Origin of the sequence: Ralstonia sp. SET104, assembly GCF_003851545.1 — a bacterium.
GTDB lineage: Bacteria > Pseudomonadota > Gammaproteobacteria > Burkholderiales > Burkholderiaceae > Ralstonia.
This window is the reverse complement of sequence record NZ_BHVX01000008.1, coordinates 91,282-105,386: the sequence shown is the minus strand read 5'-3', so window position 1 is coordinate 105,386 and position 14,105 is coordinate 91,282. Positions and strand designations below refer to the sequence as shown.

Annotated in this window: 15 protein-coding genes and 2 pseudogenes; 7 read left to right on the top strand and 10 right to left on the bottom strand. The window is 65.3% G+C overall.

Going from position 1 to position 14,105, the window contains the following annotated elements:
• Positions 1-71: 71 nt before the first annotated feature.
• The gene (locus PSUB009319_RS12420; protein ID WP_124382539.1) at positions 72-1,193 is read left to right on the top strand and encodes a nickel/cobalt efflux protein RcnA; all 1,122 of its coding nucleotides are present in this window, start codon (positions 72-74) and stop codon (positions 1,191-1,193) included.
• A gap of 122 nt (positions 1,194-1,315) precedes the next feature.
• Here the strand turns inward: PSUB009319_RS12420 and PSUB009319_RS12415 are convergent, their stop codons facing one another.
• The gene (locus PSUB009319_RS12415) at positions 1,316-1,759 is read right to left on the bottom strand and encodes a PaaI family thioesterase (protein ID WP_124382538.1); all 444 of its coding nucleotides are present in this window, start codon (positions 1,757-1,759) and stop codon (positions 1,316-1,318) included.
• Between the two features lie 268 nt (positions 1,760-2,027).
• On the opposite strand from PSUB009319_RS12415, the gene PSUB009319_RS12410 reads away from it, so the two are divergent.
• Positions 2,028-2,405 (top strand): hypothetical protein, encoded by a 378-nt coding sequence (locus PSUB009319_RS12410; RefSeq protein WP_124382537.1) that lies wholly within the window; start codon positions 2,028-2,030, stop codon positions 2,403-2,405.
• A 136-nt stretch (positions 2,406-2,541) separates the two neighbouring features.
• On the opposite strand, the pseudogene PSUB009319_RS12405 reads toward PSUB009319_RS12410, so the two are convergent.
• Positions 2,542-2,737: pseudogene (locus PSUB009319_RS12405) on the bottom strand (hypothetical protein); the annotation flags it as partial.
• Between PSUB009319_RS12405 and PSUB009319_RS22910 the strand changes: the two are divergent.
• Positions 2,687-2,827, top strand: a complete 141-nt coding sequence (locus PSUB009319_RS22910; RefSeq protein WP_185453466.1) for a hypothetical protein — start codon at positions 2,687-2,689, stop codon at positions 2,825-2,827. The pseudogene PSUB009319_RS12405 and the gene PSUB009319_RS22910 overlap by 51 nt on opposite strands.
• Positions 2,828-2,839: 12 nt before the next feature.
• Here the strand turns inward: PSUB009319_RS22910 and PSUB009319_RS12400 are convergent, their stop codons facing one another.
• On the bottom strand, positions 2,840-3,676 hold the full coding sequence (locus PSUB009319_RS12400) for a bifunctional allantoicase/(S)-ureidoglycine aminohydrolase (RefSeq protein ID WP_124382536.1): 837 nt from the start codon (positions 3,674-3,676) through the stop codon (positions 2,840-2,842).
• A gap of 404 nt (positions 3,677-4,080) precedes the next feature.
• Between PSUB009319_RS12400 and PSUB009319_RS12395 the strand changes: the two genes are divergently transcribed.
• The gene (locus PSUB009319_RS12395) at positions 4,081-5,373 is read left to right on the top strand and encodes an MFS transporter (protein WP_124382535.1); all 1,293 of its coding nucleotides are present in this window, start codon (positions 4,081-4,083) and stop codon (positions 5,371-5,373) included.
• A gap of 3 nt (positions 5,374-5,376) precedes the next feature.
• Here the strand turns inward: PSUB009319_RS12395 and PSUB009319_RS12390 are convergent, their stop codons facing one another.
• The 5 genes and pseudogenes from PSUB009319_RS12390 to PSUB009319_RS12370 form a co-directional block, all read right to left on the bottom strand.
• Entirely contained in the window at positions 5,377-5,814 is a 438-nt protein-coding gene (locus tag PSUB009319_RS12390; protein ID WP_124382534.1) for an SRPBCC family protein, read from the bottom strand.
• A gap of 48 nt (positions 5,815-5,862) precedes the next feature.
• Positions 5,863-5,961 (bottom strand): annotated as a pseudogene (locus PSUB009319_RS12385) (carboxymuconolactone decarboxylase family protein); the annotation flags it as partial.
• A gap of 142 nt (positions 5,962-6,103) precedes the next feature.
• Positions 6,104-7,561 (bottom strand): PLP-dependent aminotransferase family protein, encoded by a 1,458-nt coding sequence (locus PSUB009319_RS12380; RefSeq protein WP_124382533.1) that lies wholly within the window; start codon positions 7,559-7,561, stop codon positions 6,104-6,106.
• Positions 7,562-7,640: 79 nt separating this feature from the next.
• Positions 7,641-8,855: an NnrS family protein gene (locus PSUB009319_RS12375; RefSeq protein WP_124382532.1), complete on the bottom strand. Its 1,215-nt coding sequence runs from the start codon at positions 8,853-8,855 to the stop codon at positions 7,641-7,643.
• A 20-nt stretch (positions 8,856-8,875) separates the two neighbouring features.
• The gene (locus tag PSUB009319_RS12370; protein WP_124382531.1) at positions 8,876-10,081 is read right to left on the bottom strand and encodes a globin domain-containing protein; all 1,206 of its coding nucleotides are present in this window, start codon (positions 10,079-10,081) and stop codon (positions 8,876-8,878) included.
• Between the two features lie 229 nt (positions 10,082-10,310).
• Between PSUB009319_RS12370 and PSUB009319_RS12365 the strand changes: the two genes are divergently transcribed.
• The 3 genes from PSUB009319_RS12365 (at position 10,311) to PSUB009319_RS12355 (ending at position 11,852) form a co-directional block, all read left to right on the top strand.
• Entirely contained in the window at positions 10,311-10,793 is a 483-nt protein-coding gene (locus PSUB009319_RS12365) for an Rrf2 family transcriptional regulator (RefSeq protein ID WP_124382530.1), read from the top strand.
• A gap of 125 nt (positions 10,794-10,918) precedes the next feature.
• On the top strand, positions 10,919-11,287 hold the full coding sequence (locus tag PSUB009319_RS23415; protein WP_124382529.1) for a DUF2795 domain-containing protein: 369 nt from the start codon (positions 10,919-10,921) through the stop codon (positions 11,285-11,287).
• Positions 11,288-11,315: 28 nt separating this feature from the next.
• Complete coding sequence (locus PSUB009319_RS12355; protein WP_124382528.1) at positions 11,316-11,852, top strand: DUF4142 domain-containing protein; 537 nt, start codon at positions 11,316-11,318, stop codon at positions 11,850-11,852.
• A 94-nt stretch (positions 11,853-11,946) separates the two neighbouring features.
• Here the strand turns inward: PSUB009319_RS12355 and PSUB009319_RS12350 are convergent, their stop codons facing one another.
• Positions 11,947-13,407 (bottom strand): sensor histidine kinase, encoded by a 1,461-nt coding sequence (locus PSUB009319_RS12350; protein ID WP_124382527.1) that lies wholly within the window; start codon positions 13,405-13,407, stop codon positions 11,947-11,949.
• A complete protein-coding gene (locus PSUB009319_RS12345) occupies positions 13,385-14,065 on the bottom strand; it encodes a response regulator (protein WP_124382526.1) in 681 nt (226 codons plus the stop codon). Before PSUB009319_RS12345 ends, PSUB009319_RS12350 begins: the two co-directional genes overlap by 23 nt.
• Positions 14,066-14,105 lie beyond the last annotated feature (40 nt).

Sequence of the window (14,105 nt, the reverse complement as noted above, 5' to 3'; positions counted from 1 at the left end):
GGCAGGGTAGCACGGCAATACTAGGGGGGAGTATAATCCGCCGATCGAAAAATCGTAACCTGCACCCGCCCATGACTGCGTTCGCCACCCTGCTGCAACAAGGCAATGCCTGGCTGTTTGTCCCTAGCGCGATCCTGCTGGGCGCGCTGCATGGCCTGGAGCCTGGGCACTCCAAGACGATGATGGCGGCGTTCATCGTCGCCATCCGGGGCACGCTGGGGCAGGCGGTGCTGCTGGGGCTGTCGGCGACGCTCTCGCACACGGCGGTGGTGTGGGCAGTGGCCATGGCGGGCCTGTACTTCGGTCGCAACTGGAATGCAGAGACCACGGAGCCGTACTTCCAGGTGGCCTCTGCCGTACTGATCGTGGCCGTGGCGGCGTGGATGATGTGGCGCACATGGCGCAGCACGCACGCGGCACATGATCATGACCACGCCCATGACCATGATCACGGCCATCATCACGGCCATGACGAGGCCCGGCGCATCGACACCGGGCACGGCATCGTCCGGCTGGAAGTGTTTGAAGACGGCGTGCCGCCACGCTTCCGGCTCACGCGCGAGGGCAGGCACGGCCACATGTGGACGGCCGATCAGGTTCGGATCGTGACGGAACGGCCCGAGGGCAGCCAGCAGACCTTCCGCTTTGTGCAGCGCGATGGCTTTCTGGAATCTGAGCAAACCATTCCAGAACCGCACGCGTTCACCGCACGCCTGTCGCTCGGACACGAACACCATCGGCACGACTATGACGTCGAGTTTGCCGAGCACGACCACGGTGGGCTGGATGTGTCGTCGGCCGAATACCAGGACGCCCACGAGCGCGCGCATGCAAACGACATCCGCCGCCGCTTCGCCAACCAAAACGTGACCACCGGCCAGATCGTCATGTTCGGGCTCACCGGCGGGCTGATCCCATGCCCCGCGTCAATCACGGTGCTGCTGCTGTGCCTGCAGCTCAAGAAGGTGACGCTGGGCGCGGCACTGGTGCTGTGCTTCAGCATCGGCCTGGCGCTGACGCTGGTGGCGTCGGGCGCGCTGGCCGCGCTGAGCGTGAGGCACGTCTCGCGGCGCTGGAGCGGCTTTGGGGACTTCGCACGCAAGGCGCCTTACTTTTCTGGCGTGCTGATTGCGCTGGTGGGGCTCTATGTCGGCTGGCAGGGCGTGCATGGCTTGCTCGCGCTGCCGGGCTAGCAACGCGAGCGCTGTCGGCTGCACGTTGACTGGAATCCATTGAGGTTTTGGCCCGGGAAGGTGCGCAGCGCTTCCCCACCACGCGGGTGGCAGAGCGCGCCCCAGCACACGGGACCCGGCTGCTACTTCTCTGCCTTACCCTGCAGCACCATGATGGTCTGCTGCATCAGCGCGCACAGCGCTTCCCGGCCGCCACTGACCGCGAAGACTTCCGCCTGGGTGACGATCAGCGTTCGACCCGCGCGAACGACCGCGCCCCTGGCGATGAGCTTCTCGCCGTCGGCCGGTGCGACAAGGTTCATCTTGTATTCGACCGTCAGCACCGACGCACTCGCCGGGACCGTCGTCATGGCCGCATAGCCGGCGGCGGAATCCGCGATCATGCCGACGACCCCGCCGTGCACGAAGCCATGTTGCTGCTCCACGCCGTCCCAATGGGGAAGGTGAATTTCAGCGCGGCCGTATTCAACGACGGGCAGCGTCGCCTGAATCAGATGCATCGCATTCTGCTTGTTGAAGCTGGCAGCAATGGTGGCGGCAAAGTCGGGATTGGCTGGCTGGGTCATGCACGGGCTCCATGCAATATGGAAGGTCAGATGGTGTGCGGCGTTCACCTTATAAGAAGATCGGCGCGTACGCATTCTCTGCATCCACCTCTGTCCCCTCTGCGTATCTGAGAGGACAGGCTGGCGCGCCACATTTTTTTTGTCGATGCTGTGTCAGGTTTGCAGCCGTGCCGCGACCAACCTGGGAGATCGATGCCGTCCAGCCGGTGGCGCCGATCCGTCGGACTGCCATCCACCGATGGCGCACGCTCACCCTGAGGAGTTCATCATGCACACCCCCCGTTCAAGCACACGCGCCCGCACCCGCCGTCTGCCGCTCGCCCTGCTGGCCACGCTAACGGCATCTGCAGCCCTGTTCGCAGCGCAACCCGCCGTCGCCCTAGTTGCAGACCCGTACACGCAAGGACAAAGCCGCATGGACCAAGCGGACCCATTCACGCAGGGGCAACAGCAGACGAACAAGGCCGATCTCTTTACGCAAGGCGCCGATCGCCAGGCCGACACCTATGGTTACCTGTCATGGAGAGGCGACCGCTTCGATCCGTACACACAAGGCACCGACCAACCACGCAGCGACGCACGCGGCGTGCTGGCCTGGCACCGCGATTCAAGCTATCCCACCGACCCGCAGAGCTCACGCGCGTGAGCCGCACGGTCGGGGTGAGAAGGTCCAGGCCGCCCCGACCGGTTTTTCACCCGCGCGCACCATGGCAGCTTCATCAACGGGCCAACGTTGTCCCTTCGTCAACGATCATCTCGTAGAGCGCACGTGCAGCGGGGGATCACTGCGCGGCCTTGCGCGTCACGAGCACCAGCGTGCGCGAGACCTCTGGCTCGATCGGCTCGATCAGCTCGATCAGCTCGATTGAACTGCGCTGCACTTCATAGAACGAATGCAGCGTCACGCCGCAGCACGGAAGCGGATGCATGATCCAGAATCTTCACGCGATCGTGCGGCCGGTGCTCGGAGAACGCACGCGCCCAGTCGCGACGCGCAAGTCGGCGCAACGCAGCGGCACCGCCCATGAAAAAACCCGCCGGCATATCCGGGCGGGTTTTTTCGTCTGACCTGCGCGGTGCTTAGCGCGCCGGGTTCAGCGTCAGGTTCATGTGGCGGTTCACATCCTTGTACAGCAAGTAGCGGAAGCGGCCGGGGCCACCCGAATAGCAAGCCTGTGGGCAGAACGCGCGCAACCACATGAAGTCGCCCGCTTCCACCTCAACCCAGTCCTGGTTCAGGCGATAGACAGCCTTGCCCTCGAGCACGTACAGGCCATGCTCCATCACATGCGTTTCAGCAAACGGAATCACGCCGCCCGGCTCGAACGTCACGATGTTCACGTGCATGTCGTGGCGCATGTCGCTCATGTCGACAAAGCGTGTTGTCACCCAGGCGCCGTTGGTGCCCGGCATCGGAATCGGCTCGACGTCCTGCTCATTGGTAACGAACGCGTCCGGCAGCGGAATGCCGTCGACCACCTGGTAGTGCTTGCGGATCCAATGAAAGCGCACCGCAGAATCGCTGGCGTTGTGCAGCGTCCAGTCAGCACCCGGCGGAATGAACGCGTAGCCACCTGGCTTGAGCGTGTGCGTCGTACCTTGCAGCGTCAGCTCGGCTTCGCCTTCAACGACAAACAGCACGGCTTCGGCGTTCTTGTCTTGCTCAGGCTTGTCGCTGCCGCCGCCCGGGTTCACTTCAACGATGTACTGCGAGAAGGTTTCAGCAAAACCCGACAACGGGCGCGCGATCACCCACAGGCGCGTGTTCGTCCAGAAGGGCAGCCAGCTCGTGACGATGTCGCGCATTACCCCTTTCGGGATGACTGCGTACGCCTCGGTGAACATCGCGCGGTCGGTCAGCAGATCGGTCTGCGGCGGATGGCCGCCATGCGGTGCGTAATACGTGGTCTTAGACATATTGCATTCAGGCATTGGGTTGGTCCGGCCCCGAGTGCAAACGGCATCGGGCAGGCGGCGTTGACGATAGCGAAGTCGCTCACGATCGACCAATTAAATGTTGCGATGACGTTCATTTGATTTGCCACTATCTGCCCGGCCCGCACGCATCACGCCCTGACGATCGGAGGGTCTGCCGCCAATGGGCACCGCCCGTGCCGCGCGCTTTCGATGCGGCGGGCGAAATAATTCATTGCACGCCTCGGCGCTGTGACGAGATGCAGAATCATCCTTGAATAAAGTTTGACTTCTTGTGTCACGACAACTATCTTAAGATATGTTTTTCGACACAACGCGGTGCGCCAGCGGGCCGGTTCCGGCTGTGGTCTGCGCGCGCCGCTTCTTCCCTCTCTTCATTCGCCCTCATGCCCTTACTTGATTCCTCGCGCGAGCGCCGGTTGCTCTGGCTGCTCGCGCTCACGCAGTTCACCGTCATCATGGATTTCATGGTGATGATGCCGCTCGGTCCGCAAATCATGCATACGTTTGGCATTGGCCCGGCGGCGTTCGCGACGGCGGTGTCGGTGTATTCGCTTTGCTCCGGCGCTTCGGGGCTGCTGGCCGCTACGTATGTCGACCGCTTTGACCGGCGCCGCCTGCTGCTGACCGTCTATGGCCTCTTCACACTGGCCAACCTGGCGTGTGCGCTGTCGGGCAGCTACAGCATGCTGCTGTTTGCCCGCGCGTTTGCGGGCCTCACGGGCGGCGTGCTCGGCTCGATCGTCATGGCGGTGCTGTCCGACGTGATCCCGCCCGCGCGGCGCGGCGCGGCCACCGGCGTAGTGATGACGTCATTTGCCCTGGCCGCCATGGCGGGCGTGCCCGTGGGCATTGCGATCGGCGCGCACTTCGGCTGGTCAGCGCCGTTCTTCCTGCTGACGGCGCTCACCGTGCTGATCTGGCTGGGCGCGCGGCAGACCATTCCGCCGCTGGCCGAACATCTGGCTGGCAAGCACAGCCAGACGCTGGGCGAAATTCTCTACGGCCTGTGGCAACTGCTCACCAACCCGCGCCATTTGCGTGCCTTCGTGCTGACCTTCGTGATGATGGGCTCGCACATGATGGTGATCCCATTCATCTCGCCGGTGCTGGTGGCCAACCACGGCGTGTCGCCCGAAAACCTGTCATGGCTGTATGTGGCGGGCGGCGCGGCGTCGTTCTTCAGCTCACGCGCCGTCGGCAAGCTGGCCGACCGCTACGGCCGCCGCCGCGTGTTTGTGGGCGCCGCGCTGCTGGCGTTCATCCCGGTGCTGGTGATGACGCATCTGCCTGACTGGCCCTTCATCGGCATGCTGCTGTTCTTCCCGTTCTTCATGGTGATTCTCTCCAGCCGCATGGTGCCGATGCAGGCATTGATGACGACGGTGCCCGCTCCGCAAGTGCGGGGCGCGTTCCTGTCGGCCAACAGCGCGGTGATGTCGGTCGGCACCGGCGTGGGCGCATGGGTGGGCGGGCTGCTGCTGTCCGGCGGCGCGGGCGGCCGCATCGAGGGCTATGGCCTCAACGGCTGGCTGGCCGTGGTGGCGGGGCTGTTCTGCGTGTTCTGGGTGAGCCAGGTGAAGGGGTCGGATGCGCATGGCGATCCGTCGCTGGCGGCACCGTCCGCACCGTCCGGGGCACAAACGGTGCCGCAAGCCCCACAGGCGGAGAAGGCCTGAGCGCTATTCGGCTTCCAGCACGATCTTCAATCTCGCCAGATCGCGTTGTACCCAATCAGCGTCGGCGTCGAATTGCGCGTCGTCCATGTTGGGCTGCTGGAACAGCGTGAGCGACACCGTGGTACCCGCGCCGTTGCGCACCACGCGCAGCGGCACGTAGATCACCGCGCCGTCGGGCAGGCGGACCCAGTGGTCGGCAATACCAAAGGTGTTGGGCGGGCTGAAGCGGATGAACACCACGCCGTCGCTGCTATCAGGGTTGGGCGCTGCCTTGGCGATCCACTCGTCCGGCGCCGCGCCAGAACCCTGCGTGCCGGGTGCCAGCCCCTCCGACAGACCGGTCGCCCAGATCGGAAAATTCAGCGGCTCGGCCAAGAACGTGGCCACGTCATCGAAGTGACGGTCGACGTTGATGCTCAGGGTGCGGACGTTGTGCAGCATGAAGCCTCCGTGTGCGGTGCGCGCCGTGCGAGGCAGTATATGCGCCGCTCAGGTCGGCAGCTTGCGAAAGCGGATCGCCTGCCGGTTCCACGTGTTGATGGTGCAGACCCGCAGTGTCAGGTCGACCAGCTCCGCATCGGAAAACTGCGCACGCATGACGGCCGGGAGGGCGGCCGGATTGCTTTGGGTGAAGTGGCAGCGGGCTTGCATGATTTGGCTCCTGTGCTTGAGAACGGAAGCCGGTCCAGGGGCCGTGGCGGCACCTTGAAATCGTCAATCTCAACGAACATCAGGTAACCGCCTTGGCCAGCACTTGCGCCAGCTTGCCGAGCCCCGCGTCGATCTCCGTGATGTTTACATGACCGTAGCCGACCAGCAAACCGGGCTGCGGTGGCCGCGCCATATACATCCTGGCAGTGCCGTATAGGCCCACCCCCACGCGCTCTGCCAGCTTCACCAGCTCCGCCTCCGGCAACGGCGTTTGCAACAGCGCCGCCATGTGGATGCCGGCAGCAGATGGCACAGGCACCAGCCACGGGGCCAGGGGCCCGCACAGATGCTGCAGCAGCGCATTGCGGCGTGCGGCGTATTCCTTGTGCATGCGCCGCAGGTATTTGCCGAAATCCCCATCAAGCATGAACTTGGCCAGCGCCGCCTGCATGAGCGATTCACTGTGCAAGTCGGCTACCTGCTTGGCGTGCCGCAGCGGCACCACCAGCGAGGGCGGCGGCACCACGTAGCCGATGCGCAACTCCGGAAAGATCGTCTTGGAAAACGTGCCGACGTAGGCCACGCAACCTACGGCATCCAGGCTCTTGAGTGATTCCATCGGGCGGCCATCGAAGCGGAACTCGCTGTCGTAGTCGTCTTCCACGATGAGCGCGTCATGGCGCTGCGCCCAGTCGAGCAGTTGCGCGCGGCGCGCGAGACTCATCGGCATGCCGAGCGGAAACTGGTGCGACGGCGTCACGTAGACGAGCTTGGCGTGCGGCGGCAGCGCATCAACGATCAACCCTTCGGCATCCACGGGCACCGGCACCACGTTGGCGCCCAGCGCCTGCAGCGCAATGCGCGCGGGCGGATAGCCGGGGTCTTCCACCGCCACCGTATCGCCTGGGCGCACCAGCACGCGTGCGATCAGGTTGATGGCCTGCTGCGCGCCGTGCGTAACAACAATATCGGCCCACGCACACACCACGGCGCGGCTGAACGCCAGATAGCGCGAGATCGCCAGGCGCAGCGCCTCGTCCCCCGCCGGGTCGTGATAGCCGCCGCGCCCACGCGCCTGCTGGCGCAACGCGTGCGCCACACAACGGCGCCACACATCAAAGGGGAACAGGCGCTTCTCCGTTACACCGCCAACGAAGTCGTAGACAACGTTTGTGCGCGGCATGGGCAGCACCGCGGGCATGGTGTTCCAGGAGGTGTCGAACGTGCGTACGGCCGGCGCGGGCGAGGCCAGTTGCGCAGCAGGCGAGGCCGCGGGCGTACGGGCGCGCAACCCTCCGGTGGCCTCGGCGACGAAGGTGCCGGATCCGGCGCGCGAGCGCAGATAGCCCTCGGCGATGAGGCGTTCGAACACATCGAGCGTGGTCTTGCGCGACACGCCAATCTGCAGCGCCAGGTCGCGCGTGGAGGGCAAGCGCTCGCCCGGCACGAGCCGGCCATCAAGGATGGCGGTGCGGAGTTGCTGATAGAGCTGGCCGGCAAGATCATGCCGGCCATGGATCGTTAGATGGACATCCATCGTGGGCGCAGTGTGCGAAGGGGCTGCGCCATTCTACGTAGCTGCCGGCAAGAAGGCGGCAGACCGGCAACGTTGAAGCTCAGCCTTCCCGGCCGTCAGCGCGCGGCGCCATCAGCCACGGTGTGTAGCGCCACAGATACACCACAAACGCCGCCACCCACAGCACGCTCGCCCCGCCGACCCACACCCCGCGCGGCAGCAACGCAGGGCCAGCCACCCGCACAAGTGCTGCCAGCGCGATGGCGGCGTAGGCGAAGTTTTCTGCCCAGCCCGTGCGCAACATCCGCCCGGTGTGGCCCAGCGCGGTGCGCGTGATCATCGCGATGATGGCACCGCCAATGGCCCCGGCCGTGAGCGCATGCAGCGCGGTGGAGCGATCGCCCCAACCAAGTGCCGCCGCGGCCAGCATGGCAAAGCCGATCGGCAGGAAGGCATATGCCACATGCAGGATGGAAACGATGGGCGTGCGCAGTGTGCGGCGCGTGTCCCAGCCAGCCCAGCGGACGGCCTGCACCACTGCCGCCGCTGCAAACACGATGGCGGGAACGATGCCCTGAAGAGGCGTCGCCAACATGACGACCGCGAACGCCGTTGCCGGCACGATTGCGCGCTCGGCCCACACAACACGCCGCACACGCGCGCCAGGCACTGCGTTGGACGTGAACATCGGGATGACACGCCCGCCGATCACAGTGACGAACAGGCAGACCAAGCCCGCGGCCGCATCCAGGCAACGCAATGCAACCAGCGGCGCATCCAGTGTCAGCGCCGCATGGAACATGGCGTTGACGGTGCCGAGCACCAGCAACGCGATCGCCAGGCCATAGTTGCGTGCGCTCTTCGCGCGCCGGAGGACACGCAGGAACGCCAAGCCACATGCGGGCAGGAAGGCCACGTCGGCCACCACTGCCAGCGCAACGGGGCCGGTCCACATCAGCACGCGCGCCGCCAGCCATAAGGCAGCCAGCGCGGCGAGCTGCGTGCCTTGCGGCGTCTGCAGGCCCGTCCAGTTTTTGCCAGCGGTGAAGAGGAAGCCGACCACCACCGCCGTCGCAAAGCCAAACACCATCTCGTGCGCGTGCCAGAACAGCGGCGCCATGGTGGCCGGGCCGTGCGCCGACGGCAGCACGCCCAACAGCAGGGCAGCCCACAACGCCATACCCAGCGCGGCAAACGCGGCCGCCAGCAAGTAGAACGGCCGGAAACCGAGCGCGAAGACAGCACGCCCCGCGTAAGGCAAGCGGCTTGCCGGGTCAGGCTTGCCGATGGTGAGCAGCGGGGCGGGGCGGGGCATGGTGAACTCCGTGGTTCTGGTCAGAGGATGTCGTCCAGCAGGTCAGGGCCGAACACTTCGCGGTGGATGCGCTCCGACGGCACGCCACTGGCGAGCAGCGCCGCACGCTGTGCCTGCATGAACGGCAGCGGGCCGCAGAGGTAGAAGTCCGCCTCCGCCGCGTTGTCGCGCACGAACGTGTCGACCGTCATGCGGCCGGGCTGCGCGGGGCGCGATGCAAATTGCGTGTCTTCACCCGACTCCAGGAACACGTGCGCCTCGAACGCCGGCAAGGCCTGCGCGGCACGTTCCAGATCATCTGCATGGGCCACGTACGAGGCTGCGCGACCCGCATGGCTGAACACGATCTTGCGTGCGCTGCTCTGCTGCGCGAGCGTGTTGAGCGCCGAAATCATCGGCGTGATGCCAACGCCGGCCGACATCAGCACGATCGGGTTGTCGGTGGCGAGTTGCGGCACGAAATCGCCGTAGGGCTGGCTGACCAGCAGGACGTCGCCTTCGCGTGCATTGGCGTGCAGCCAGCTCGACACCGTGCCGGCCGGGCGATCACCGTCGCCGGCGTCGCGCTTGACCGAGATGCGCCACGTGCGGCCATTCGGCGCATCCGACAGGCTGTACTGGCGCTGCTGCAGTGCGCCCGGTGCCAGCTCCACCTGCACAGAGATGTACTGGCCCGGCAGGAAATCGGCCAACGGTGCGTCGCCCACGGCTTCGAGCGTGAGCGAGACGACGTCTTCGGCCTGCTGACGGCGCTCGACAATGCGCACGGGCTGGCGATGGTCGGGGCCGCTGCCGGTGTGCTGATACAGGCGCGCTTCAGCGGCGATCAATTCGGCGGCGAGCAACCAGTAGGCTTCATCCCAGGCGGCAAGCAGATCCGGCGTGGCGGCATCGCCCAGCACTTCGGCAATCGCACCCAGCAGGTGGCGGGCGACGATCGGGTAGTGGCTCGGTTTGATGCCCACGGCAGCGTGCTTGTGCACGATGCGGTTGACAACCGGCCCCAGCGCCGCGTTGTTGCCATGGTTGGCGGCGTACGCAAACACCGCGGAAGCCAGCGACTGCTGCTGCGACCCATTGGCCTGGTTGCCCATGTTGAACACGTTGGTCAGCTCGGGGTGGCTGGCAAACATGTTGCGATAGAAGGTCTGGGTGATGGTCAAGCCGTGCTCGCGCAGCACAGGAACGCTGGCATCGATATAGGGCTTGGACTTGTCGGACAGCATGCTGGACTCCAAATATGCGTGAAATATGCAACAAATAAGACGGGGGGCGCCGTCACGCTTTGTTCTGGATTGCCGGACACCCAGGCAACCGCTGCATTGGATTCTATTAAACGTATATTTGTGATGCAACAAATTGAGCTGCGGCAAACCGGCGCATCTTAAGTGCAACTTCCCGATAAGATGTGTCTCTTATGAATGTTTCCACTCGCGGCACCCCCGCGCGCGCGCCATGCGACTGACCGACTACACCGACTACGCCCTGCGCACGCTGATCTACGTGGCCGTACACCCGGACGAGCTCGTCACGATCCAGCGCATTGCGGATGCCTTCGACATTCCCAAGAACCACCTCATCAAGATCGTGCAGCAGCTCGGGCAGGACGGCTTCTTGCACACCGTGCGTGGGCGTGCGGGCGGCATCACACTTGGCCGTCCTGCGCAGGAAATCAACCTGGGCGACGTGGTGCGCGCTACCGAGCCAGACTTCCGCATGGTCGAGTGCTTCCACGCCGACCACAACAACTGCGTCATCACGCGCGTGTGCGGGCTGCGTGGCGTGCTGCACGCGGCATTGCAGGCGTACTTTGGGGTGCTGGGCCGCTACACGCTGCAGGATCTCGTTGACAAGCCCAATGCGGTCAGCCGGGCGCTGGGGGAGGCCAAGTCCTTGCCGATGCCGCGCTCACGTGCCAAGGCGGCAGCGCACACGTAGCCGCGCCGTCGCGCGTTTCATCTCCGCGGGTTTTTGCGGCATCGCAGGCATGTTCAGTGCTGCGAAACCGTTGTCGGCCGCGCCATTCCCGGTGACGGCCCGATCAACCGACCAGCGGAGGTGTCATGAAACCGACTCGCGACAAGAGCAAGCACGCGTCGCATTCGAAAACGGCGTCGCACAGCAAACACGGCAGCGCATCAGGCGAACAAGGGGGACACGCCAGCCACGGCAAATCCACTGAACGCGCCGGTGCCAAGTCGCACGAACGCGGCACGCCAGGCACCCATGGGCGCGAGCACGCCACGCATTCGCCCATCGGCATCCAGAAGGCGCTGAAGGGCGCTTCGTATCCGGCCAAGAGGCAGGATCTGCTCAAGACCGCGCAAGCCAATGGTGCCGACGACAGCACCCTGCAAACCCTGCGCAAGATGCCCGATGACGAGTACGACTCGCCGGCCGCCGTCTCCAAGGCCATAGGCCATGAGACCTGACGCGCGCCCGCACAGGAGGACGATTCCCATGAAGACATCGAAACACCGATTTGGCGCGCGGCGCATTGCCGCGCTGTGCCTGGCAGGCGGGCTCGGCTTTTTTGGCGCGCTGGATGTGGCTTCGGCCGCTGCGGACAAGGCCGATACCACTTACGTGACCAAGGCTGCCACGGCCGGCATGATGGAAGTGCAGGCCAGCCAGACCGCCGTCACCCGCGCCAGCAACCCCGATGTGCGCGCCTTCGCGCAACGCATGGTGAAGGACCACACCGCCGTCGGCGACGAACTGAAAACGCTGGCCAGTAAAAAGGGCATTGCCGTGCCAGATGCGTTGCCCGCCGACGAGCGCGCCAAACTCGACAAGCTCGGCACGCTGGAGGGCGCGAAATACGACCGCACCTATGCCGACGAGGTGGGCGTGAAAGCGCACAAGGAAGCCGTCACACTGTTCGACCAGGCATCGAAGAACGCGAAGGACCCCGATATCAAGGCCTTCTTCGCGCACAATCTGCCCGCGCTGCGCGAGCATTTGCAGATGGCGGAGCAGCTCAAGACGGCCAAGTAGATCCGCTCGAACCCTTCAGGAGATGGCCCCCGCGTGGGGCCGTTTTTCTTGCGCGCGCCCTGCCCATCAAAACGAATCGGCAAGGGGCCAAGACTTACGCCACGGCGGGCGCGCTCGTCCGCCGCAGCCATACCGTCACCGCCAGCCCGGCGCCGCCCGGCCCCGGCGCCAGAGCAATCTGGCCGCCCATGCGATCAACAATCTGCCGCACAATCGCCAGCCCCAGGCCACTGCCTTGCGTCTGCTGAATGTGCGCACTCGCCAGGCGGGTGAAACGCTCGAACACGCGTGCATACGCCTCGGGCGGAATACCAGGGCCGTTGTCGGTCACGGTCAGCATCGCCCAGCCGTAATCCGCCGACACTTGCACCGTCACGTGGCCGCCTTCCTGCGTGTAGCGCACGGCGTTGTCGACCAGGTTGAACAGCAAAGCGGCAATCAGCGTGCGGTTGCCCGACGTCCACACGGGCTGCTCGGCAAGCTCAATCCCCAGATCAATACGGCGACCATCGGCCAGCAGCGCGAGGTCTTCCAGCACGGTGCGCGCCACCTGCGAGAGATCGACCGCCTCGCTTGTCGCGGCCGACGCTTCGGCTTGCGAGAGCAGCAGCAAGTCGTTGATGAGGTCCGCCAGGTTGCGCGTGCTCGTTCGCGCGGCTTTGAGGACTTCGTGCAGCGCCGCATCGGCGTTGGTCTGCGACGCCACCTGCATCTGTGTATCGAGAATCGCCAGCGGCGTGCGCATCTGGTGCGCGGCATCGGCAATGAAGCGCTTCTGCGTGATCGCATTGTCGGCAATGCGCTGCAGGTACTGGTTAAACGCGCCCGCAATCGGCTGCAGTTCGTGCTGCAGGCCGCTGGGGTCGAGCGGCGCGAGGTCCGTCGGCGCACGTGCCGACACGTTGCCCGCCAGCCGCAGGATCGGCCGCAATTCCAGCGTCAGGCCAATGAGGATCATCGCCAGCGCCAGCCCCACGAGCGCGAGCTGACGTACGGTGGCAGGCCACCACAGTTGGCGGACCATCGCGTCGCGGCCGTTCATGGTTTGCGCAACGCGCGTGACAACGCGTTCAATGCGGCCAGCGTCGTACATGGTGCGTACCACGGCGGCCACGTGCACGGCTTGGCCCTCCACGGTGTCGGTATAGGTGCCGGCATCAGCCAGGCCCGCGGCGTCGAATGCCGGGCGCGTGCCGAAGTCGAGCCGACCGGCCAGCAGGCGGCCATGCTCGGTGCTCACCTGGTACGCCACCTGATCGCGTACGGGCGTTTCCGGCGCCGCAAACACCGCCAGCGCGGCCGGCGGCACCGACACGCGCAGGCGGCCTTCGTCCCATTCGATCTGGCCGCTGATCATCTGCGCGGCAGTGTCGAGTGCGTGGAAGTGCACGAGGTCTGCGTTGTGGCGCGCGGCGGCCAGATCCAGCCAGCCATCGGCCGCCACGTAGACCACCAGCGGCAGCGCCAGCCACAACACCAGCCGCGCACGCAGGCTGCGCGCGCGTGCTGGCGCGGTCTGCGCTGGAGCCGGCTCAGGACTGCGTGACAGAGGCATCGCGCAGCAGGTAACCGAGGCCGCGCAACGTGACGATGGTTGCGGCGGAATGCTCCAGCTTTTTGCGCAGGCGGTGGATGTAGATCTCGATGGCCTCGGGGCTGGCTTCGTCGTCCATCCCGAACACGCCGTTCACCAGCGCCGGTTTGGACACCGTCCGGCCGAGCTTGAGCATCAGGATTTCGAGCACGGTGTGCTCGCGCGCGGGCAGCACCAGCGGCTGGCCGGCCAAATTGAAGGTACGGCTACCGGTGTGGTACGTCAGATCGCCGCACTGCAGTTCGACGGACTGATCGGGCGCGCTGCGCCTCACCAGCACCTGGATGCGCGCGATCAGCTCGCGAATCTCGAATGGCTTCACGAGGTAATCATCGGCACCAGCGCCCAGGCACGCGACCTTGTCGTCGATGCCGCCGCTGGCCGTGAGAATCAGCACCGGCACCGGGTTGCGCCGACCGCGCAAACGTTGCAATACACCTTGCCCCGACAAGGTAGGCAACTGGAGGTCGAGCAGCACTACGTCGTAGTGTTGCGTAAGCAACAAAGTGTCGGCGGATTCGCCATCCGTGGCGTGATCCACCGTGAAATGCGCGCGGCGCAGCGCCTCCGACAGCCAGTGCGCCAGCGGGGCGTTGTCTTCGATCAGTAGCAGCTTCATACGAAAACAGCGCGTCTGAAAAATGAAAGCGATTTGTGGG